20 protein-coding genes are annotated in these 22,148 nt (G+C 59.6%); 13 read left to right on the forward strand and 7 right to left on the reverse strand.

Translation table 11 applies throughout. The annotated features are described in order from the left end of the window. Window positions 1–49 precede the first annotated feature (49 nt). The 3 genes from GQ39_RS16930 to GQ39_RS16940 all read right to left on the reverse strand — a co-directional run bounded on the left by GQ39_RS16930 (window position 50) and on the right by GQ39_RS16940 (window position 3,094). Window positions 50–1,708 (reverse strand): cation acetate symporter, encoded by a 1,659-nt coding sequence (locus GQ39_RS16930; protein WP_047531891.1) that lies wholly within the window; start codon window positions 1,706–1,708, stop codon window positions 50–52. Next, window positions 1,705–2,016, reverse strand: coding sequence for a DUF485 domain-containing protein (locus GQ39_RS16935; RefSeq protein ID WP_047531893.1), 312 nt, complete (start codon window positions 2,014–2,016; stop codon window positions 1,705–1,707). The genes GQ39_RS16930 and GQ39_RS16935 overlap by 4 nt, the downstream gene beginning before the upstream one ends. A gap of 226 nt (window positions 2,017–2,242) precedes the next feature. Then, a complete protein-coding gene (locus GQ39_RS16940; protein WP_047531895.1) occupies window positions 2,243–3,094 on the reverse strand; it encodes a glycine betaine ABC transporter substrate-binding protein in 852 nt (283 codons plus the stop codon). Between the two features lie 300 nt (window positions 3,095–3,394). Here GQ39_RS16940 and GQ39_RS16945 point away from each other — a divergent pair, with 300 nt between their 5' ends. Beyond that, complete coding sequence (locus GQ39_RS16945; protein ID WP_047531897.1) at window positions 3,395–4,990, forward strand: glycoside hydrolase family 17 protein; 1,596 nt, start codon at window positions 3,395–3,397, stop codon at window positions 4,988–4,990. A gap of 124 nt (window positions 4,991–5,114) precedes the next feature. Here the strand turns inward: GQ39_RS16945 and GQ39_RS16950 are convergent, their stop codons facing one another. Further along, a complete protein-coding gene (locus GQ39_RS16950) occupies window positions 5,115–5,483 on the reverse strand; it encodes a hypothetical protein (RefSeq protein ID WP_047531899.1) in 369 nt (122 codons plus the stop codon). Window positions 5,484–5,707: 224 nt separating this feature from the next. Here GQ39_RS16950 and GQ39_RS16955 point away from each other — a divergent pair, with 224 nt between their 5' ends. After that, window positions 5,708–7,006 (forward strand): serine/threonine protein kinase, encoded by a 1,299-nt coding sequence (locus tag GQ39_RS16955; RefSeq protein ID WP_047531901.1) that lies wholly within the window; start codon window positions 5,708–5,710, stop codon window positions 7,004–7,006. Beyond that, window positions 6,999–7,787, forward strand: coding sequence for an MlaA family lipoprotein (locus tag GQ39_RS16960; protein WP_047531903.1), 789 nt, complete (start codon window positions 6,999–7,001; stop codon window positions 7,785–7,787). Before GQ39_RS16955 ends, GQ39_RS16960 begins: the two co-directional genes overlap by 8 nt. 77 nt (window positions 7,788–7,864) lie before the next feature. Here GQ39_RS16960 and GQ39_RS16965 read toward each other — a convergent pair whose 3' ends face one another. Further along, window positions 7,865–8,779, reverse strand: coding sequence for a DUF808 domain-containing protein (locus tag GQ39_RS16965; protein WP_047531905.1), 915 nt, complete (start codon window positions 8,777–8,779; stop codon window positions 7,865–7,867). Between the two features lie 134 nt (window positions 8,780–8,913). On the opposite strand from GQ39_RS16965, the gene GQ39_RS16970 reads away from it, so the two are divergent. Then, a complete protein-coding gene (locus GQ39_RS16970; protein ID WP_047531907.1) occupies window positions 8,914–9,519 on the forward strand; it encodes a TetR/AcrR family transcriptional regulator in 606 nt (201 codons plus the stop codon). A gap of 109 nt (window positions 9,520–9,628) precedes the next feature. Here GQ39_RS16970 and GQ39_RS16975 read toward each other — a convergent pair whose 3' ends face one another. Then, window positions 9,629–10,087: an REP-associated tyrosine transposase gene (locus GQ39_RS16975; protein WP_047531909.1), complete on the reverse strand. Its 459-nt coding sequence runs from the start codon at window positions 10,085–10,087 to the stop codon at window positions 9,629–9,631. Window positions 10,088–10,280: 193 nt separating this feature from the next. Then, window positions 10,281–10,721 (reverse strand): GlcG/HbpS family heme-binding protein, encoded by a 441-nt coding sequence (locus GQ39_RS16980; protein ID WP_047531911.1) that lies wholly within the window; start codon window positions 10,719–10,721, stop codon window positions 10,281–10,283. Between the two features lie 268 nt (window positions 10,722–10,989). Between GQ39_RS16980 and gcl the strand changes: the two genes are divergently transcribed. From gcl to GQ39_RS17030, 9 genes are all read left to right on the forward strand, one after another. After that, a complete protein-coding gene (gene gcl / locus GQ39_RS16985; protein ID WP_047531913.1) occupies window positions 10,990–12,765 on the forward strand; it encodes a glyoxylate carboligase in 1,776 nt (591 codons plus the stop codon). Between the two features lie 74 nt (window positions 12,766–12,839). After that, a complete protein-coding gene (gene hyi / locus GQ39_RS16990; protein ID WP_047531915.1) occupies window positions 12,840–13,622 on the forward strand; it encodes a hydroxypyruvate isomerase in 783 nt (260 codons plus the stop codon). Between the two features lie 138 nt (window positions 13,623–13,760). Further along, on the forward strand, window positions 13,761–14,654 hold the full coding sequence (locus GQ39_RS16995; protein WP_047531917.1) for a 2-hydroxy-3-oxopropionate reductase: 894 nt from the start codon (window positions 13,761–13,763) through the stop codon (window positions 14,652–14,654). 150 nt (window positions 14,655–14,804) lie between these two features. Further along, window positions 14,805–16,079 (forward strand): glycerate kinase type-2 family protein, encoded by a 1,275-nt coding sequence (locus GQ39_RS17000; RefSeq protein WP_047531919.1) that lies wholly within the window; start codon window positions 14,805–14,807, stop codon window positions 16,077–16,079. Next, on the forward strand, window positions 16,076–17,491 hold the full coding sequence (gene pyk / locus GQ39_RS17005; protein WP_047531921.1) for a pyruvate kinase: 1,416 nt from the start codon (window positions 16,076–16,078) through the stop codon (window positions 17,489–17,491). The genes GQ39_RS17000 and pyk overlap by 4 nt, the downstream gene beginning before the upstream one ends. 147 nt (window positions 17,492–17,638) lie before the next feature. Next, complete coding sequence (locus GQ39_RS17010; protein WP_047531923.1) at window positions 17,639–18,553, forward strand: urea transporter; 915 nt, start codon at window positions 17,639–17,641, stop codon at window positions 18,551–18,553. A 21-nt stretch (window positions 18,554–18,574) separates the two neighbouring features. Next, entirely contained in the window at window positions 18,575–19,402 is an 828-nt protein-coding gene (locus GQ39_RS17015) for an ion transporter (RefSeq protein WP_047531924.1), read from the forward strand. 102 nt (window positions 19,403–19,504) lie between these two features. After that, window positions 19,505–20,500, forward strand: a complete 996-nt coding sequence (locus GQ39_RS17020; protein ID WP_047531926.1) for a sulfate ABC transporter substrate-binding protein — start codon at window positions 19,505–19,507, stop codon at window positions 20,498–20,500. A 424-nt stretch (window positions 20,501–20,924) separates the two neighbouring features. Further along, window positions 20,925–22,130 carry an MFS transporter gene (locus GQ39_RS17030; RefSeq protein ID WP_047531930.1) on the forward strand — a complete coding sequence of 402 codons (1,206 nt, stop codon included), beginning with the start codon at window positions 20,925–20,927 and terminating at the stop codon, window positions 22,128–22,130. Window positions 22,131–22,148 lie beyond the last annotated feature (18 nt).

Raw genomic sequence — 22,148 nt, forward strand, 5'->3', positions numbered from 1 at the left:
GACCGGGGCATCTTTTACAACTGCGTTACTTATATAAAAGCATCAAGCCTTAGTGCGAAACCGCCCCACTCGCGCCCAGACCGGTCTGCGAGCGAACGAATTGCGGGAAGAACAGCGCCCGTTCGTTGTCCGCCGCTGCCGACTTGTCGGTAATCGAGAAGAACCAGATGCCGATGAAGGCAATGATCATCGAGAACAACGCCGGGTACTCGTAAGGGAAGATGGCCTTCTCGTGGTGCAGGATCTGCACCCAGATGGTTGGACCGAGCACCATCAAACCAACTGCACTGATCAGACCCAACCAGCCACCGACCATCGCACCCCGAGTGGTCAACTTCTTCCAGTACATCGAAAGCAGCAGTACAGGAAAGTTACAGCTCGCCGCAATGGAGAACGCCAGGCCTACCATGAATGCGATGTTCTGGCTTTCGAACAAAATACCCAGACCGATCGCCAGCACGCCCAAAATGACGGTGGTGATTTTCGAGACCCGGATTTCGTCCTTGTCGTTGGCCTTGCCCTTCTTGATCACACTGGCGTACAGGTCATGAGACACCGCCGAAGCACCGGCCAGTGTCAAACCGGCAACCACTGCCAGAATGGTCGCAAAGGCTACCGCCGAGATGAAGCCCAGGAAAATACTGCCACCGACCGCGTTGGCCAGGTGCACCGCCGCCATGTTGTTGCCGCCCAACAGCGCACCCGCCGCATCTTTAAACGCAGGATTGGTGCTGACCAACAGGATCGCGCCGAAGCCAATGATGAAGGTCAGGATGTAGAAGTAGCCAATGAAGCCCGTTGCATACAGCACGCTCTTGCGAGCTTCTTTCGCGTCACTCACGGTGAAGAAGCGCATCAGGATGTGCGGCAGGCCAGCGGTACCGAACATCAGTGCCAGGCCGAGGGAGAACGCCGAGATCGGATCCTTCACCAGACCGCCCGGGCTCATGATCGCCTCACCTTTAGGGTGAACCTTGATCGCCTCGGAAAACAGCATGTTGAAGTCAAAGTTGACGTGCTTCATCACCATCAGCGCCATGAACGAGGCACCGGACAGCAGCAACACCGCCTTGATGATTTGCACCCAGGTGGTTGCCAGCATGCCGCCAAACAGCACGTACATGCACATCAGGATACCCACCAGGATCACTGCAACGTAGTAGTCGAGACCGAACAGCAACTGGATCAGCTTGCCGGCACCGACCATTTGCGCGATCAGGTAAAACGCCACCACCACCAGCGAACCACAAGCAGACAACGTGCGGATCTGGGTTTGCCCGAGGCGGTAGGACGCCACGTCGGCAAAGGTGTACTTACCCAGGTTGCGCAGGCGCTCGGCGATCAGGAACAGAATGATCGGCCAGCCCACCAGAAAGCCGATCGAGTAGATCAAGCCATCGTAGCCGGAGGTGAACACCAGGGCGGAAATCCCCAGGAAGGACGCTGCGGACATGTAGTCACCGGCGATCGCCAGACCATTCTGCAAACCGGTGATATTGCCACCCGCCGCATAGTAGTCAGCCGCCGACTTGTTGCGCTTGGAAGCCCAGTAGGTGATGCACAGGGTCGCGCCGACGAACACCACGAACATCAGAATCGCGGGAACGTTCAGCGGTTGTTTATGCACTTCGCCGGTCAGGGCTTCGGCTGCCCAGGCGCCAGGTGCAAAAGCTGCGATGCTCAATAGAGCCATTAGACGCCGGATCATTGCTGAGCCTCCTTGAGAATCGCATTGTTCAGGTCGTCGAATTCGCCATTGGCGCGTCGTACGTAGATGCCGGTCAGGACGAAGGCCGAAATAATCAGCCCGACGCCAATCGGTATGCCCCAGGTAATCGAAGACTCTGGGCTGATTTTCGCACCCAGAATATGCGGCCCATAGGCAATCAAAAGGATGAATCCGGAGTAAAGCCCTAGCATGATCGCCGAAAGAATCCAGGCGAATCGTTCTCTCTTGCTAACCAGCTCCTTGAATCGCGGGCTGTTTTGAATCGAGAGGTAAATGCTGTCGTTCATTGTTTTTATCCTCGCAGCACAGATTTAGTTGGAACGATATCCACTGTAAGCGGCTGCGAGCCAGGTTCCAGACGACCTTAGTCTTAGAACGACATGACGTTTTCGCCAATTTCCGGCCGATAAAAAACAGCCGTCACACGACGTTAATCCTTCAGAAATAAAAAGGGCCGCCCGACATGGATATCGGGCGACCCTGCATTGCGCGGATTAGACGCTTGCTTCGCTATTACTTGGTCCAGTCGGCAACACGCTCCGGGTGTTTCGCCACCCATTCTTTTGCGGCGGCTTCTGGCTTGGCACCATCCTGGATCGCCAACATGACTTCACCGATTTCGTCTTTCGAGGCCCATTGGAAGTTCTTCAGGAACTTGGCCACTTCAGGTGCTTTAGTTGCCAGTTCCTTGCTGCCGATGCTGTTCACGGTTTCAGCCGCGCCATAAACACCCTTCGGGTCTTCCAGGAAGCGCAGTTTCCATTTGGCGAACATCCAGTGCGGCACCCAACCGGTGACGGCGATGGATTCGTTTTTCTTCTCGGCACGGGTCAGTTCGGCAATCATGCCGGCCCCGGAACTGGCCTTGAGTTGATAGCCGGTCAGGTCGTAGTCCTTGATCGCCTGCTCGGTCTTGAGCATGACACCCGATCCTGCATCGATGCCAACGATGCGATTCTTGAAGCTTTCATCGGTTTTCAAATCAGCCAGCGACTTGGCCTTGACGTACTCCGGCACGATCAGACCGATTTTCGCGTCCTTGAAGTTCGGACCGTAGTCGACCACTTGATCTTTGTTCTTGGCCCAGTAATCGCCATGCGTCACCGGTAGCCAGGCCGACAGCATGGCGTCGAGTTTGCCGGTTGCCACGCCTTGCCACATGATCCCGGTCGCAACGGCTTGCAGCTTCACGTCATAACCGAGTTTCTGCTTGATCACTTCTGCCGCTACGTGAGTGGTCGCGACGCTGTCGGACCAACCGTCAACGTAACCGATGCTCAGGGTCTTGCTCTCGGCATTGGCGAATGTGGAGCCAATCGCAAGTACCAGAGCGGCACTTGCACCTAAAAGTCGTCGCATCTTCATCGTTACTTCCCCGAAAGTGCTGCGCTCGACGGGTGCCGAGTCGCGTCAACGTATTGTTATGGTGCACAGCGCCCCCATCACGCCCACCGCAAACCCGTTCGATCATCAGCGCGTTTATCAACGAGGGTACTGACGCCTCCGATAATCAACCTGACGACAAGGGCGACCTGCTCTGCCAGCGACCTCAAGACATCGAGAAACGACATCAGAAAGCCATTAATCCGTGGCACCGCAAACTCACCGCTCCATCCGCCCGAACTTTGCATGTCAAAATTATGCGGGCCACCAAGCACACGGCAAATGCAGGTAACATGCGCCGCTTTGCTCCCAGACGGCCTGATCATGCCTGCGACATCTCGCTTCCCTTTGTTCGCTTATCTATTCGCCTGCCTGCTGGGCATCTTTGCCCTGAGTGGTTTCTGGTACGGCCTCGGCAAACCGGTGATTCTGCCGGACGTCGCCAGCGCGACGCACAAGCTGCAATGCGCCTCCTACACCCCCTTCGACAAGGACCAGTCGCCGTTCGATCAGCCGTTCAAACTGCGCCCCGAGCGCATGGACGCCGACCTCGCCCTGCTGGCGACCCGTTTCGAGTGCATTCGCACCTACTCGATGACCGGTCTTGAGGCGCTGCCGGACCTCGCGCGCAAGCACGGGTTGAAGCTGATGATCGGCGCCTGGGTCAACAGCAATCCGGTGGACACCGAAAAAGAAGTCGACCTGTTGATTGCCTCGGCCAACGCCAACCCGGATGTGGTGAGCGCGGTCATCGTCGGCAACGAAACCCTGCTGCGCAAGGAAGTCACCGGCGCGCAGCTGGCGAAGCTTATTAATAAAGTCAAAAGCCAGGTCAAACAGCCTGTCACTTATGCCGATGTCTGGGAGTTCTGGCTCAAGCACCCGGAAATCGCGCCAGCCGTGGACTTCCTCACCATCCATTTGCTGCCCTATTGGGAGGACGATCCTTCGAACATCGACGCTGCCCTGCAACATGTGGCCGAAGTGCGCCAGGTGTTCGGCAACAAATTCGCGCCCAAGGACGTGATGATTGGCGAGACGGGCTGGCCAAGCGAAGGCCGCCAGCGTGAAACCGCTTTGCCGAGCCGGGTCAACGAAGCCAAGTTCATTCGCGGCTTCGTCGCCATGGCCCAGCAGCAGGGCTGGCACTACAACCTGATCGAAGCCTTCGACCAACCGTGGAAGCGCGCCAGCGAAGGTGCGGTCGGCGGCTACTGGGGACTGTTCGATGCCGATCGTCAGGACAAGGGCGTGCTGGCCGGGCCGGTGACGAACGTGCCGTACTGGTCGCAGTGGCTGATGGCCGGTGGCTTGATCTTCCTCGGTACGCTGATCCTTGGCGGTCGCGTGCGCAGCACTCGCGCTGCGCTGGTATTGCCGCTGCTGGGGGCCTTGGCCGCCTGCGCGATAGGTGCCTGGGGTGACCTGGCGCGGGTCACCACGCGCTTTGGCAGTGAATGGCTTTGGGTTGCCTTGCTGACAGCGTTGAATCTGTTGGTGCTGGCCCATGCGGCGCTGACCCTGAGCCCGCGCACCGGTTGGCGTGGACGGGCGTTCAATGGGCTGGAACGACGAGCGGGTTGGTGGGTGGCGACCACAGGGTTTGCTGCTGCAGTGATGATGCTGGAACTGGTGTTCGATCCGCGTTATCGCAGCTTCCCGAGCGTCGCATTCATCGTGCCAGCATTGGTTTATCTGTGCCGTCCAGTCAATGTGCCGCGCCGCGAAATCGCCCTGCTGACCTTCATCATCGGTGCCGGTATTGCGCCACAACTGTATCGCGAGGGTTTGCAGAACCAGCAGGCCTGGGGCTGGGCGCTGGTGAGCGTGTTGATGGTAGCCGCGTTGTGGCGCTGCTTGCGGGTACGCAAACGCTGATCTTTAGCGCCTTTATTGGCCTCATCGCGGGCAAGCCACGCTCCCACAGGAATCGTTGTCTTACGTAGACTCCGTATTCACTCAAACCCATTGTGGAGGCGGGCTTGCCCGCGCTGACGATTTATCAGGCAGTGCGCGATGCACGCACCAACCGCAACCCGGCAATCACCACCGCAAAAACAGCCAGGGTCGTGTTGTATAACGCCAGTGCAGGAAACCCGAACACCAGCGCCAGCACCGCCAACCACCACCCTGCCCTCCCCGGCAGCAAGAAGCCGATCACCGCAGCCGCCAACGCACTCCAGCCCAATACATTGAAGTGAATCATCAGACCCAGATTCGAACGGACCTGGCATTCCCAACGACTCGCCTCATCCACGCAGATGCCTACCCATTGCGCATCCTCCATGAAGCCGTAACGCGCGCCATAACTGGCGGCCAGCCAAACAGGCAGCAAAACAAGCAGCAAAATCACGGGCAGACGACGGGACATGAAGCACTCCAATAAGCGAAAAACGGCGGCCAGCTTAATCGCCCGACAGCCTTACGCAAGCGCTAACAACAGTTAACTGGTCATTCAATCGCTGCAAAGTGTATCGTCCAACTACTATTACTTCGAAATCTGGCCTGTTTGGTGCCGATGCGTGGCACTTTGGCGCAAATTCAATGGTCATAGCCTGCGAACTTCATTCGACACCTTTTTTAAGGGATCCAGTCATGCTCCGTTCCTTGCGCTTCGCTGCCCTGTTTGGCGGCCTGATATTAAGTGCGTCCGCAATGGCGGTCGATATCGACGCCGCCAGTTATGGCTACCCCTTGACCAACCCGTTCGAGGCGACCATCGCCACGACGCCTCCGGACTTGCGTCCAGAGCTGCCGCTGGACGACGACATCCATCAGTCGGATCGCAGCATGACCTTGCGCCCGGAGCGGGCATTCAATTTGCCGGACAACTTCTGGGCGGTAAAGAAACTCACTTACCGCATTGCCACCCAGGATAAAGCCGCACCGCTGATCTTCCTGATCGCCGGCACCGGCGCACGCTATGACAGCAGCATTAACGAATACCTGAAAAAGCTCTACTACAAGGCCGGCTATCACGTGGTGCAACTGTCGTCGCCCACCAGCTTCGACTTCATCAGTGCCGCCTCACGCTTCGCCACGCCGGGCATCACCAAGGAAGATGCCGAAGATATGTACCGGGTGATGCAAGCCGTTCGTGCACAAAACCCCGGCGTCCCCGTCACCGATTACTACCTGAGCGGCTACAGCCTGGGCGCCCTGGATGCGGCCTTCGTCGCGCACCTGGACGAGACCCGCCGCAGCTTCAACTTCAAGAAAGTCCTTCTGCTCAATCCGCCGGTGAATCTCTACACCTCGATCACCAACCTCGACAAGCTGGTGCAGACTGAGGTCAAGGGCATCAACAACACCACCACGTTCTACGAGCTGGTGCTGAACAAACTGACCCGCTACTTCCAGCAGAAAGGCTACATCGATCTCAACGATGCACTGCTCTACGACTTCCAGCAGTCCAAGCAGCACCTGAGCAATGAACAGATGGCCATGTTGATCGGCACTACGTTCCGCTTCTCGGCGGCCGACATTGCCTTCACCTCTGACCTGATCAACCGCCGGGGCCTGATTACCCCACCCAAGTACCCGATCACCGAGGGCACCAGCCTTACGCCTTTCCTTAAGCGCGCACTGCAGTGCGACTTCGACTGCTACATCACCGAACAGGTGATTCCGATGTGGCGCGCCCGCACCGATGGCGGCAGCCTGCTGCAACTGATCGATCAGGTCAGTCTGTACGCGCTGAAGGACTACCTGCACGACAGCCCGAAAATCGCCGTCATGCATAACGCCGACGACGTGATCCTCGGCCCTGGCGACCTCGGCTTCCTGCGCAAGACCTTTGGCGATCGCCTGACCCTTTATCCGTTGGGCGGCCATTGCGGCAACCTTAACTACCGCGTCAACAGCGACGCCATGCTGGAGTTCTTCCGTGGCTAAATACCTCCTGCTTATCGCTGCGTTACTCTGTGCAGGCGTGGCCAACGCCGACAACAGCAAAGCCAACGCCCCGGTGGTGGTCGACAGTGACGGCTTCAAAGAGCCCCTGAGCAAACTCAAGATCAACCCAGGCCTGGATCAGCGCGAGTTCGAACGATCCACGCTCAGCGCATTGAACGTGTATGACCCGCTGGAAGAGTGGAACCGCCGCGTCTACCACTTCAACTATCGGTTCGATCAGTGGGTGTTCCTGCCAGTGGTCAACGGCTATCGCTACGTCACACCAGGCTTCTTGCGCACGGGTGTCAGCAACTTCTTCAACAACCTCGGTGATGTTCCGAACCTGCTGAACAGCCTGTTGCAGTTCAAGGGCCAACGTTCGATGGAAATCACCGGGCGACTGCTGCTCAACACTACCATCGGCGTCGCCGGCCTGTGGGATCCAGCCACCGCCATGGGGCTGCCTCGCAAGAACGAAGACTTTGGTCAGACCCTGGGCTTCTATGGCGTGCCAGGCGGTGCGTATTTCGTATTGCCGATCCTTGGCCCGTCGAACCTGCGTGATACCGGCGGACTGGTGGTGGACTTCAGCGCGGAGTCGGCGATCAACTACCTGAACGTCTCAGAAGTCAGCTCCAACCATCCGGAAATCTGGGTGCTGCGCGCCATCGACAAGCGCTACCAGACCAGTTTCCGCTATGGCCAACTGAACTCGCCGTTCGAATACGAGAAGGTACGCTACGTGTACACCGAGTCGCGCAAGTTGCAGATTGCCGAGTAATCCAGGCGCTACAAACGACTGTGGGAGCGAGCTCGCTCCCACAGTCGTAGACGTTTCTGGTGAAAGGAATCCTGGCTTCAGCCCTTCAGCCATCTCCAGACTTTGCTGACAGCCATCACCCCCGCCAACACCACCGCCCCTGCCACAATCCCTGCCGCCGCATTGAGCAACGCCGGCACGATAAAACCGGCACCGCCCGCCCCCGCGCCGACCTCCTCGATCCAGTGATGCACCACCGGCACACCATGGGTCAGGATGCCGCCACCGACGAGAAACATCGCCGCCGTGCCGATTACCGACAGACTTTTCATCATGTACGGCGCCGCGCGCAGAATACCGCCACCGATGCGTCTGGCCATCTGCCCGGGCTTTTGCGTCAGCCACAGGCCCAGATCATCGAGCTTGACGATGCCCGCCACGAGCCCGTAGACGCCAATGGTCATGACGATGGCAATGCCCGAGAGCACGATCACTTGCTGGGTCAGCGGCGCACCGGCCACGGTGCCGAGGGTGATGGCAATGATTTCCGCCGACAGGATGAAGTCGGTACGAACGGCGCCCTTGATCTTGTCCTTTTCGAACGCCACCAGGTCGACCGCAGGGTCTGCTACCGCCTCAACCAGTTCGGCGTGCTCGGCCTGGTCGTCAGACGTGCTGTGAAGGAACTTATGGGCGAGTTTCTCGAAACCTTCGAAACACAGGTAAGCACCGCCCACCATCAACAATGGCGTGACCAGCCAGGGAATGAACGCGCTGATGGCCAGCGCCGATGGCACCAGGATCAGCTTGTTGATGAACGAGCCCTTGGCAACCGCCCATACCACCGGAATTTCCCGCTCGGCACGCACACCGCTGACCTGCTGGGCATTGAGCGCCAGATCGTCCCCGAGCACGCCGGCGGTCTTCTTGGCGGCCATCTTGGTCATCAACGCCACGTCATCGAGTACGGCGGCGATGTCGTCGATCAGCACCAGCAAACTGCTTCCTGCCATGAATTGGATTTCCTTCTTGAATGAATGGCGTGCAGCATAGCGCGGCCGAGTGCCACACGGCGCATTCTTGAGCGCCGCCAAAGGCCGGTGCTACCATGCGCAACCGCCAGAACAGGCAAGGAACCACCTGGTTTATGAGCACTATCCGCGAGCGCAACAAACAACTGATCCTGCGTGCCGCCAGTGAAGAGTTTGCCGACAAAGGCTTCGCTGCGACCAAAACCAGCGACATCGCAGCCAAGGCGGGATTGCCCAAACCCAACGTCTACTACTATTTCAAATCCAAGGAAAACCTCTACCGCGAGGTTCTGGAAAGCATCATCGAGCCAATCCTGCAGGCTTCGACCCCCTTCAACCCCGAAGGCGTGCCCAGCGAAGTGCTGAGCAACTACATCCGCTCGAAAATCCGCATCTCCCGCGACCTGCCGTTTGCTTCCAAAGTGTTCGCCAGCGAAATCATGCACGGCGCCCCGCACCTGAGCGCCGATTTGGTCGAACAGCTCAACAGCCAGGCCAAACACAACATCGACTGCATCCAGACCTGGATCGACCGCGGCCAGATCGCCCCGATCGACCCCAACCACCTGATGTTCAGCATCTGGGCCGCGACCCAGACCTACGCCGACTTCGACTGGCAAATCACCGCCATCACCGGCAAGGCCAAGCTGGATGAAGAAGATTATGAAGCGGCGGCGCAGACGATCAGCCGCTTGGTGCTCAAAGGGTGTGAGCCGGACTAGACCGCGGTGCATTTATCGCTAGCAGGCTAGCTCCCACAGGGGATTTGTGAACGCCACAGAACCTGTGTGGGAGCTAGCCTGCTAGCGATGAAGACAACTCGATATGGGCTCAAACCCACTTAGCATCCCACAGCGGATAGTCGCCAAGTTTTTCCACCAGCCCCGCCCGCAACGGATTGGCAACGACGTAGCGTGCCACCTTGACCAAATCCTCCTCCCGTCGCAGCGCCCTGTCATGAAAGCCTTTCTGCCAAAGAGTCATCTTGCGGCCAGTGGATTGATTTACCGCTTTGGTGCTCAGTGATTTGGTTTTTTGCATCAGGTCACCCAACGATCCCTGCTGCAACTCGACCAGCCAATGGAAATGATCGGGCATGACGACCCAGGCTAGTGAATTCGCAATGCCTTGATGTTGCGCAATTCGGAACTGGTTCACCACCAGACGGCCCAGCGTGAAACTCTCGAACACAGGTGTTCGTCGAAACGTGTTGGTGGTCAGAAGATAAATTCGGTTTGATTCGGCGTAGCGACCGCATCGCAAGCGATGTGAAGCAGGTAAATCCGGCATTCCTTTGCCTCTCTCATAAATTGATCATGAAAAGGCTAGCTCGGCGGTCTCAGGTGGGATGTATAGACTTTAGCCAGATGTGTCTGGTCGATAGCCATCGCTAGCAGGCTAGCTCCCACAGGGGATTTGTAAGGCCACACAACCCGTGTGGGAGCTAGCCTGCTAGCGATGGCATTAGTTCAGGAGCCGAAGATCAAGCCACCACCCCCGCATCCGCTCTCAACCCCGACGCCTCAATCGCAGTGATCGCACACTGCTCATCGACATCCGACAGATCGCCGCTGATCCCTACCGCCCCCAGCACGTTCCCCTCCTGATCCCGAACCAGCACGCCCCCCGGTGCCGGCACGACGCTGCCTTGCCCCAGGCTGTTCAACGCAGCGATAAACGCCGGGCGTTGTTGCGCGTCCAGCGCCAGCAGGCGCGAGCCTTTGCCCAGCGCAATGGCGCCCCAGGCTTTGCCAATCGCAACGTGTGGGCGCAGCAGGCTGGCGCCGTCTTCGCGTTGCAGGGTGATCAGATGCCCACCGGCATCCAGTACCGCAATGGTCAACGGTGCCGCGCTGATTGCACGCCCCGCGGTGATGGCCTCGTTGACCAGGTTGACTGCGACTTTCAAGGTTAAAGCGCTCATGGTGCCGTCCTCATTTTGTTTTTCGGAAAGCCGTTGGACTGCTTCGATGTACTGCAGCCCGATGCAACAAATAGAACACAATGAATTATATTTTTGTATACAATAATTATCGAAAAGCGCCACATGCGACGAAAAGCCACACTAAATAGGGCTTCCGACGAATGAAACAACCGCTTGAGAAAATGGATTGACCTGCGCCGTCCGCCGTGAATACACTCTGCGCAAAGCCACTTGTATACAATTACAAAACGTAAAGAGGCACAAAACCATGAGCAAAATGAGAGCAATCGAAGCCGCCGTTCTGGTGATGCGCCGCGAAGGGGTTGATACCGCTTTTGGCATCCCCGGTGCCGCCATCAACCCGCTGTACTCCGCCCTGCAAAAGGTCGGCGGCATCGATCACGTCCTCGCCCGCCACGTTGAAGGCGCGTCGCACATGGCCGAGGGCTACACCCGCACCAAGGCCGGCAACATCGGCGTGTGCATCGGCACTTCCGGCCCTGCCGGCACCGACATGGTCACCGGGCTCTACAGCGCCTCGGCCGACTCGATTCCAATCCTGTGCATCACAGGGCAAGCACCCCGCGCCCGTATGCACAAGGAAGACTTCCAGGCTGTCGACATCACCAGCATCGTCAAGCCAGTCACCAAGTGGGCAACCACGGTTCTGGAGCCGGGCCAAGTGCCTTACGCGTTCCAGAAAGCGTTCTACGAAATGCGTTCCGGCCGTCCTGGCCCGGTGCTGATCGACCTGCCGTTCGACGTACAGATGGCCGAAATCGAATTCGATATCGACGCCTACCAGCCACTGCCGCTGGCCAAGCCGACGGCGACCCGTGTTCAGGTCGAGAAGGCGCTGGCCTTGCTCGATCAGGCCGAGCGTCCATTGCTGGTGGCCGGTGGCGGCATCATCAACGCCGATGCCAGCGATCTGTTGGTTGAGTTCGCTGAACTGACCGGCATCCCGGTCATCCCGACCCTGATGGGCTGGGGCACCATCCCGGACGATCACCCGCTGATGGTCGGCATGGTTGGCTTGCAGACTTCGCACCGCTACGGCAACGCCACGATGTTGAAATCCGACGTGGTGCTGGGTATCGGTAACCGCTGGGCCAACCGTCACACCGGTTCGGTGGATGTCTACACCGAAGGCCGCAAGTTCATTCACGTCGATATCGAAGGCACGCAGATCGGCCGCGTGTTCACCCCGGACCTGGGCATCGTTTCCGACGCCGCTGCCGCGCTGACCGTGTTCATCGAAGTCGCTCGCGAATGGCAAGCTGCCGGCAAGCTGAAAAACCGCAGCGCCTGGTTACAGGATTGCCAACAACGCAAGGCCAGCCTGCAACGCAAGACTCACTTCGACAACGTGCCGGTCAAGCCGCAGCGCGTGTATGAAGAGATGAACCAGGTGTTCGGCAAGGACACTTGCTATGTCAGCACCATCGGTCTGTCGCAGATTGCTGGCGCGCAGTTCCTGCACGTCTACAAGCCACGTCACTGGATCAACTGCGGTCAGGCCGGCCCGTTGGGCTGGACCATTCCGGCGGCGCTGGGCGTGGTCAAGGCCGACCCGGACCGCAAGGTTGTCGCACTGTCGGGCGACTACGACTTCCAGTTCATGATCGAAGAACTGGCCGTGGGCGCGCAGTTCAAGCTGCCCTACATCCACGTCGTGGTGAACAACTCGTACCTGGGGTTGATCCGTCAGGCGCAGCGCGGCTTCGACATGGACTACTGCGTGCAGCTGTCCTTCGATAACCTGAACGCGCCGGAACTCAACGGCTACGGTGTCGACCACGTCGCGGTTGCCGAAGGCCTCGGCTGCAAGGCGCTGCGCGTGTTCGAACCGGCTCAGATCCAGCCTGCCCTGCGCAAGGCCCAGGAGCTGATCGAAGAGTTCAAGGTGCCGGTGATCGTTGAGATTATCCTGGAGCGCGTGACCAACATTTCCATGGGTACAGAGATCAACGCCGTCAACGAATTCGAAGACCTGGCGCTGGTCGGCAACGACGCACCGACGGCGATTTCGTTACTTGATTGACTATTGATCGTTCCATTGTAGGAGCCAACAAGCCGGCTCCTACAGGGGGCACTCACAGATTTACGGAGACCACCATGCCGCGTTTCGCAGCCAACCTGTCCATGCTGTTCACCGAACAGGACTTTCTCACCCGCTTCGAAGCCGCCGCCAAGGCCGGTTTCACTGGCGTGGAATACCTGTTTCCGTACGACTTCAGCTCCGCCGAAATCAAGGCCAAGCTCGACGCAAACGGTCTGACCCAAGTGCTGTTCAACCTGCCGGCCGGTGACTGGGCCCAGGGCGAACGCGGCATTGCCTGCCTGCCGGACCGGGTCGAAGAGTTCCGCGCCGGCGTCGACCTGGCGATCGCGTACGCACAAGTACTGGGCAACACCCAGGTCAACTGCCTGGCCGGGATTCGCCCACAAGGCATAGACGATGCCACCGTGGAAAAAACCTTCGTCGCCAACCTCAAGTACGCGGCCGACAAGCTGCAGGCGGCGGGCATCAAACTGGTGATGGAAGCGATCAACACCCGCGACATCCCGGGCTTCTACCTGAACAACACGGCGCAAGCCCTGTCGATTCGCGAGCAGGTCGGCAGCGCCAACCTGTTCCTGCAATACGACATCTATCACATGCAAATCATGGAAGGCGATCTGGCCCGCACCCTGCAATCGCACCTGGCCGAGATCAACCACGTGCAGCTCGCGGACAACCCGGGGCGTCACGAACCAGGCACCGGTGAAATCAACTACCGCTTCCTGTTCGAACACCTGGACCGTATCGGCTATCAGGGCTGGGTCGGCTGCGAATACAAGCCGTTGACCACCACTGAAGCGGGCTTGGGCTGGCTGAAAACCCATAACGCGATTTGACCTATTACCTGTAGGAGCGAGCCTGCTCGCGAAGATCGATCAGACGCCGCGTTTTATTCAGGCAACACGCGTTTTTCGTTGAGTTTTTCGCGAGCAAGCTCGCGCCTACAAAAAGCACAAAAACAAGAGGATTTTCTCATGGCTAAAATCGGATTTATCGGCACCGGCATCATGGGCCACCCAATGGCGGCGAACCTGCAGAAAGCCGGTCACAGCCTGTTCCTGTCGGCACACCACGACGCCGCGCCCGCCGACCTGGTCGCCGCTGGCGCCGTTGCCCTGGCAAACCCGAAAGAAGTGGCCCAGGAAGCCGAATTCATCATCGTCATGGTGCCGGATACCCCGCAGGTCGATGACGTGCTGTTCCGCGCCGATGGCGTTGCCGCCGGCGTTGGCAAAGGCAAAATCGTGATCGACATGAGCTCGATCTCGCCGACCGCCACCAAGGCTTTCGCTGCCAAGGTCAACGAGAAAGGCGCCCAGTACCTCGACGCGCCTGTGTCCGGCGGTGAAGTCGGCGCCAAGGCGGCGACCCTGAGCATCATGGTCGGTGGCGACGCCGACGCCTTCGAACGCGCCTTGCCGCTGTTCCAGGCCATGGGCAAGAACATCACCCTGGTCGGTGGCAATGGTGATGGCCAAACCGCGAAAGTGGCGAACCAGATCATCGTGGCGCTGAACATCCAGGCCGTGGCGGAAGCCCTGCTGTTCGCTTCGAAAAACGGCGCCGATCCAGCCAAGGTGCGTGAAGCGCTGATGGGCGGTTTCGCTTCGTCGAAAATCCTCGAAGTGCACGGCGAGCGCATGATCAAGGGCACCTTCGATCCGGGCTTCCGCATCAGCCTGCACCAGAAGGACCTGAACCTGGCCCTGCAAGGCGCCAAGGAGCTGAACATCAACCTGCCGAACACCGCCAACACCCAGCAAGTGTTCAGCACCTGCGCGGCCATCGGAGGCAGCAACTGGGATCACTCGGCACTGATCAAAGGCCTGGAGCACATGGCGAACTTCTCGATTCGCGATAAGAAGTAAGCCCTGCCTGACCTGTGGGAGCCAGCCTGCTGGCGATGAAGTCGACCCGGTGTGTCTGATAGACCTCGGCGCCTGAATCGCCAGCAGGCTGGCTCCCACAAGGATCCGGGTTGCTCCACCTCCAATAACAAGAAAATCCGGGAGCCCGCCATGTCGGTCGATCCGCAACAATTCCTGCGCGAGCTGTTCGCCACAGCCATCGACGCCGCCCATCCGCAGCAAGTCCTCGAAGCCCATTTGCCCAAAGATCGCAGCGGTCGGGTGATCGTCATCGGCGCCGGCAAAGCCGCGGCTGCCATGGCCCAGGTGGTCGAGCGCTGCTGGCAGGGCGAAGTGTCCGGCCTGGTCGTGACGCGTTACGGTCACGGCGCGCCCTGCGAAAAAATCGAAGTGGTCGAAGCCGCGCACCCGGTACCGGATGCAGCCGGCCAGGCCGTGGCCAAACGGGTATTTGAACTGGTCAGCAACCTGACCGAAGCCGACCGGGTGATCTTCCTGCTCTCGGGCGGAGGGTCGGCCTTGCTCGCCCTGCCCGCCGCCGGCATCACCCTGGCCGACAAGCAGTCGATCAACAAAGCCCTGCTCAAATCCGGCGCGACCATCGGCGAGATGAACTGCGTGCGCAAGCACCTCTCGGCGATCAAGGGCGGTCGCCTGGGCAAGGCCTGCTGGCCCGCCACTGTCTATACCTACGCGATTTCCGATGTACCGGGCGACCTCGCCACGGTTATCGCTTCCGGCCCCACCGTGGCCGATCCGAGCACTTCGGCCGAGGCCCTGGCGATTCTCAAGCGCTACGCCATTGAAGTTCCGGCGTCCGTGCGCACTTGGCTGCAAAGCCCGGAATCGGAGACGGTCAAGCCCGGCGACCCAAGCCTGGCCCGCAGTCATTTCCAGTTGATCGCCCGCCCGCAACAATCGTTGGAGGCAGCGGCCGTGAAATGCCGCCAGGCCGGCTTCAGCCCGTTGATTCTGGGCGACTTGGAAGGCGAATCCCGCGAGGTGGCCAAAGTCCACGCTGGCATCGCCCGCCAAGTGGTCCTGCACGGCCAGCCATTGCCGGCGCCGTGCGTGATTCTCTCGGGCGGCGAAACCACCGTGACCGTGCGCGGCAATGGCCGGGGCGGACGCAACGCCGAATTCCTGCTCAGCCTGACCGACAGCCTCAAGGGCCTGCCCGGTGTCTACGCGCTGGCCGGTGACACCGACGGCATCGACGGTTCCGAAGACAACGCCGGCGCGATCATGACCCCGGACAGTTACGAGCGTGCCACTGCCCTGGGCTTGAGCGCCAGCGACGAGTTGGACAACAACAATGGTTACGGCTACTTCGAGGCGCTGGACGCACTGATCGTCACCGAGCCGACCCGCACCAACGTCAACGACTTCCGCGCCATTCTGATTCTCGAGAGCCCAAAACCATGACGCCTGATAAAAAGGTCAAAATCCTCGCCACCCTTGGCCCTGCCACCGACGGAATCGACGACATCCGCGAGCTGGTGCAGGCCGGGGTCAATATCTTCCGCCTGAACTTCAGCCACGGCGATCACGCCGACCACGCCCAGCGCTATCAGTGGATCCGTGAAGTCGAGCGCCAGCTGAATTATCCGCTGGGCATCCTGATGGACCTGCAAGGCCCGAAACTGCGGGTCGGCAAGTTCGCCGAGGGCAAGGTGCAACTGATACGCGGTCAGGCCCTGCGCCTGGACCTCGACACCACGCCAGGCGATGAGCGGCGGGTCAACCTGCCGCACCCGGAAATCATCGCCGCGCTGGAGCCAGGCATGGACCTGCTGCTGGATGACGGCAAGCTGCGCCTGCGGGTGGTCACCCAATACGCCGACGCCATCGACACCACCGTGCTCAATGGCGGCGAACTGTCGGATCGCAAAGGGGTGAACGTGCCGCAAGCGGTGCTCGACCTGAGCCCGTTGACCGCCAAGGATCGCCGCGACTTGAGCTTCGGTCTCGAACTCGGTGTGGACTGGGTGGCACTGTCGTTCGTGCAACGTCCGGACGACATCCGCGAAGCCCGCGCCTTGATCGGCGACAGAGCGTTCTTGATGGCCAAGATCGAGAAACCGTCGGCGGTGACCCAACTGCGGGAAATCGCCGAGTTAAGCGACGCGATCATGGTTGCCCGCGGCGACCTCGGCGTGGAGGTGCCGGCCGAAAGCGTGCCGCAGATCCAGAAAAACATCATCAGCACGTGTCGCCAGCTCGGTAAACCGGTGGTGGTGGCAACGCAGATGCTCGAGTCGATGCGTTTCTCGCCGGCCCCAACCCGCGCCGAAGTCACAGACGTGGCCAACGCCGTGGCCGAAGGTGCGGACGCGGTGATGCTGTCGGCGGAAACCGCCTCCGGTGAATACCCGCTGGAAGCCGTGCAGATGATGAGCAAAATCATCCGTCAGGTGGAAAACGGGCCGGACTACCAGACCCAGCTGGACGTTAGCCGACCGAAAGCCGAAGCGACCGTTTCCGATGCGATCAGCTGCGCGATCCGTCGCATCAGCAATGTGCTGCCGGTGGCGGTGCTGGTCAATTACAGCGAGTCCGGCGCGTCGACCCTGCGGGCGGCACGGGAGCGGCCGACGGTGCCGATCCTCAACCTGACGCCGAACCTGCAAACCGCCCGTCGCCTGAGCGTGGCGTGGGGCGTGCACTCGGTGGTCAACGATCGCCTGCGCCAGGTCGATGAAGTCTGCTCGACGGCGCTGGAGATCGCCCAGGCCCAGGGCATGGCCCAGCGTGGCGACACGTTGTTGATCACGGCGGGTGTGCCGTTTGGGCAGCCAGGATCGACTAACTCTTTGCGCATCGAGACGTTGATCTAGAGCGCCCATACCGGCCTCATCGCCAGCCGGCTGGCTCACACACGGGTTTTGTGTCGATCACGAAATCAATACTGAACAGAGATTCAGTGTGGGAGCCAGCCGGCTGGCGATGCCGGGGACTCGGTTTCATTGACTTTCAGAACTGCCATGCCTGCCAACCACTTCAACACCCATTGCCCCGATTGGGCGACGGCCTTGCTCAACGGCTTCAGTCAGATATTCCTCCAGCGTCATCCGCTGTTCGGTCTGCTGTGCCTGCTCGCCATTCTGTTTACCGCACCCGCCCTGCTCGGCGGCGCGCTGCTCGGCGGCGTCGCCGGGTTACTCACCGCGCAACGTCGTGGCTACGCCAAGGCCGATCGCCAGGCCGGGCTGTTCAGTTACAACGGCGTTTTGCTCGGGTTGTTGCTGAGCCTCTATTTCCCCTGGTCGGCCATGCTGCCGCTGGTGATCATCGCCTGCGGCGGGCTGAGCGCGATGCTCACTCAACAGTGGCTCAAGCGTGCCCGGTTCAGCCAATGCCTGCCCGCCTACACCGCACCCTTCGTGGTCTTGAGCTGGGTGTTGCTGTGCTTTGCTACGCCCTCGACCCAGGCGCATTTGATCGAAATCAACACGCTGAACATGCTCGCTGCACCACTCAAAGGCTTCGCTCAGGTGATGTTCCTCGGTCAGCCGCTGGCCGGTGCGATCATCGCCGCCGGCTTGCTGATGGCTGACCGTCGCGCATTCTGCTGGGCGTTGTTGGCATCTGTCGCGGGCATGGGCTGGAGCCTGCTGCACCATGACTTCTATACCGCGCTGCTCGGCCTCGGTGGCTATAACGCCGTGCTCGTCGCCCTCGCCTTCAGTGCGCAACGCCAGCAGCCGTGGCTGCCACTGGCCGGCATTGCATTGGCGCTGCTGCTGACGCCGGTGTTCGCCGCGATCGGTCTGCCCACGCTGACCGCGCCGTTCATCCTCGCCGGCTGGCTGGTCCGTTCGGTTGCTCAAGTGTTCGGCAACACCATGGATGCCTCGGTGCCTTGCGTTCCCGGGGAGAATCGACCTAGGCTGCGCTGATTCTCGAGTCAGGCGTTATCCATGGACAGCAGCACTAAAAATTGGCGTGAACAACTCTACGTCATGGTTTTCCAGACCGACACCAAGGCCGGTCGGCGTTTCGACGGCATTTTGCTGTTGATCATCCTCGCCAGCCTGGTGGTCGTGATGCTCGACAGCATCGATGCGGTGCACCAGAACTACGCCGATCTACTGGCGTATATCGAATGGGGTTTCACGGTCATCTTCGCCATCGAATATGGCCTGCGCCTGTACTGTTCGCCCAAGCCGCTGCGCTACGCCTTCAGCTTTTATGGCCTGGTGGATTTGCTGGCCATCGTACCCGGCGTCCTCGCGCTGTATTACAGCGATGCGCAGTACCTGCTGATTATCCGGATCATCCGGATGCTGCGGATTTTCCGCGTACTCAAGCTCAGCCCTTACCTGAAACAAGCCAACTACCTGATGTCCGCCCTGCGCGGCAGCAAGCAGAAAATCGTGGTATTCCTGGTCAGCGTCTGCACGCTGGTGACGGTGTTCGGTACGCTGATGTACGTGATCGAAGGCCCGGAACATGGCTTCACCAGCATTCCCAAAGGCATCTATTGGGCTATCGTGACCCTGACCACCGTAGGCTTCGGCGATATCGTGCCGAAGACGCCGCTGGGACAGGTGGTTTCCTCGCTGGTGATGATCACCGGTTACTCGATCATCGCCGTGCCGACCGGTATTTTTACTGCCGAACTGGCCAATGCCATGCGTGGCGACACCCTGCAGCACCCTTGCCCGGTGTGTCGGAAAAACAGCCACGAACCCGACGCCGCGTTCTGCTCTCGTTGCGGCAATGCATTGTTCAAAAAACTGGAATAAGAAAAGCACTTTTTAATCTTTAAAGGTCTATGCGCGCCCGGCTATAGTCGCTGGCAAATTGCCTCAACTTTAAAAACAAACTTTCAGAACAAGGATTGCGCAGTGAAAAAACTCTTTGGCGCCTCACTTCTGGCCGCTGGCCTGGCACTGACCAGTGTGGTTCAGGCCGCACCGACCCTGCTCAACGTGTCCTACGACGTGATGCGCGATTTCTACAAGGACTACAACACTGCGTTCCAGAAACACTGGCAAGCCGAACACAACGAAAACATCACCCTGCAGATGTCCTTCGGCGGCTCCAGCAAACAGGCGCGTTCGGTCATCGACGGCCTACCGGCTGACGTCATCACCATGAACATGGCCACCGACATCAATGCCCTGGCGGACAACGGCAAACTGGTCCCGGACAACTGGGTGACGCGCCTGCCGAATAACAGCGCGCCGTTTACCTCGGCCACCGTGTTCATCGTCCGCAAGGGCAACCCGAAAGCCCTGAAGGATTGGCCGGACCTGCTCAAGGATGGCGTGCAAGTGATCGTGCCTAACCCGAAAACCTCGGGTAACGGCCGCTACACCTACCTGTCGGCGTGGGGCTACGTGCTTAAGAACGGCGGCGACGAGAACAAGGCCAAAGCCTTCGTCGGCAAACTGTTCAAACAGGCGCCAGTACTCGATACCGGTGGTCGTGCCGCGACCACCACGTTCATGACCAACCAGATCGGCGATGTGCTGGTGACCTTCGAAAACGAAGCGGAAATGATCGCCCGCGAGTTCGGCCGCGACCAGTTTGAAGTCATCTACCCGAGCGTCTCCGCCGAAGCCGAGCCGCCGGTGTCGGTGGTCGACAAAACCGTCGACAAGAAAGGCACCCGCGCCGCCGCCGAGGAGTACCTGAAGTACCTGTGGTCGCCGGAAGGACAGGAAATCGCCGCCGCCAACTACCTGCTCCCGCGTGACCCGGCCGTGCTGGCCAAGTACACCGACCGCTTCCCGAAAGTCGACTTCCTCTCGGTTGAGAAGACCTTCGGCGACTGGCGCACCGTGCAGAAAACCCACTTCAATGATGGCGGGGTTTTCGATCAGATTTATGCGCAGTAAACCCTGGCAGTAATGAAAAAGGCGACCTCAACAGGTCGCCTTTTTCGTTGTACACCGCCACCCCCCTGTAGGAGCGAGCCTGCTCACGAAAAACCCAAGTGCGCCACTGGTCATCCGGATTTTCGCGAAAAAAACTCGCTCCTGTGGGGCTTGCCATTTCAGCTCAAATTGCCGCAGAAAATCATGGACCTGACTTTCGCTAAAGTCAGGAAGTGAAGCGGCGAACATAAGCATGCTATCGAACAGGATGTAAGTGAATGTATCATCAGCCCACAAGATTTCGACGCCAGGTTCACGGGCCGACGGCACAGGATCCCGTCACTCATTCCGCAATGAAATGAGTGCTATCACTCCAATCACTCTTCTGCCGTACCGGTCAGGCCATTAGCCTGCGCGCATTCCCTTTTGTTCAGCGAGACACGTTATGAACCCAGCGACCCAGGCGCCCCACGGCACCGCGACAATGACCCGAGGCATGGTGCTGCTGTTCGCTTTCTGTTGTGGCGCCATCGTGGCCAATATTTATTACGCCCAACCCATCATCGGTCTGATCGCGCCGGATATCGGCCTGACCAACACCATGGCCAGCCTGATCGTTTCGTTGACCCAGATCGGTTATGCGCTGGGCCTGTTCTTCCTGGTACCACTGGGTGATTTGCTCGAGAATCGCCGGCTGATGATCATCACCACAGTGGTGGCGATTGCCAGTCTGCTGGGCGCGGCGTTTACCGCTCAGCCGAACGTGTTTTTGCTGATTTCGCTGCTGGTGGGCTTCAGTTCAGTGTCGGTGCAGATCCTGATTCCACTGGCCGCGCATTTGGCGCCGGAAGAGTCTCGCGGTCGTGTGGTCGGCGGGATCATGGGCGGTTTGCTGCTGGGGATTCTGCTGGCGCGGCCGGTCTCCAGCGTGGTGGCGGACCATTTCGGCTGGCGGGCGATGTTTGTCATCGCGGCGCTGTTGATGGTCGCCATCAGCATCGTGCTGGCCCTGACCATCCCCAAGCGCCAACCCGATCACAGTGCTTCTTATGGGCAGCTGTTGGGCTCGCTGTGGACGCTGTTGCGTAAACAACCGGTGTTGCGTCAGCGCGCGTTTTACCAGGGGTGCATGTTCGCCACGTTCAGCCTGTTCTGGACCGCAGTGCCACTGGAGCTGGCGCGCAACCATGGCCTGTCGCAAAGCCAGATTGCGATCTTCGCGCTGGTCGGTGCCATCGGCGCCATCGCCGCGCCCATCGCCGGTCGTCTGGCCGATGCCGGCCACACCCGCGTCGCATCCTTGCTGGCCCTGTTGTTTGCCAGCCTGAGCTTCCTGCCGGCCTTCATTCACCCGGCCTACAGCGTTATCGGTCTGGCGGTGACCGGCGTGGTACTCGATTTTTGCGTGCAGATGAACATGGTCCTCGGCCAACGCGCGGTCTACGCTCTCGACGCCAAAAGCCGTAGCCGACTCAATGCGCTGTACATGACCAGCATCTTCATCGGCGGTGCGTTCGGTTCGTCGGTGGCGAGCCTGGTGTACGAACAAGGTGGCTGGTTGTGGATCGTGGTGGTTGGCAGTGCGTTTCCGTTGTTGGCGTTACTGCGGTTTTTGACGGTGTCAAAACCAACTTCCCTGGCCATGGCCTGAATGGCCACGGAGTTGGCC

Source organism: Pseudomonas sp. 11/12A (assembly GCF_000800055.1).
GTDB classification, from domain to species: domain Bacteria; phylum Pseudomonadota; class Gammaproteobacteria; order Pseudomonadales; family Pseudomonadaceae; genus Aquipseudomonas; species Aquipseudomonas mohnii.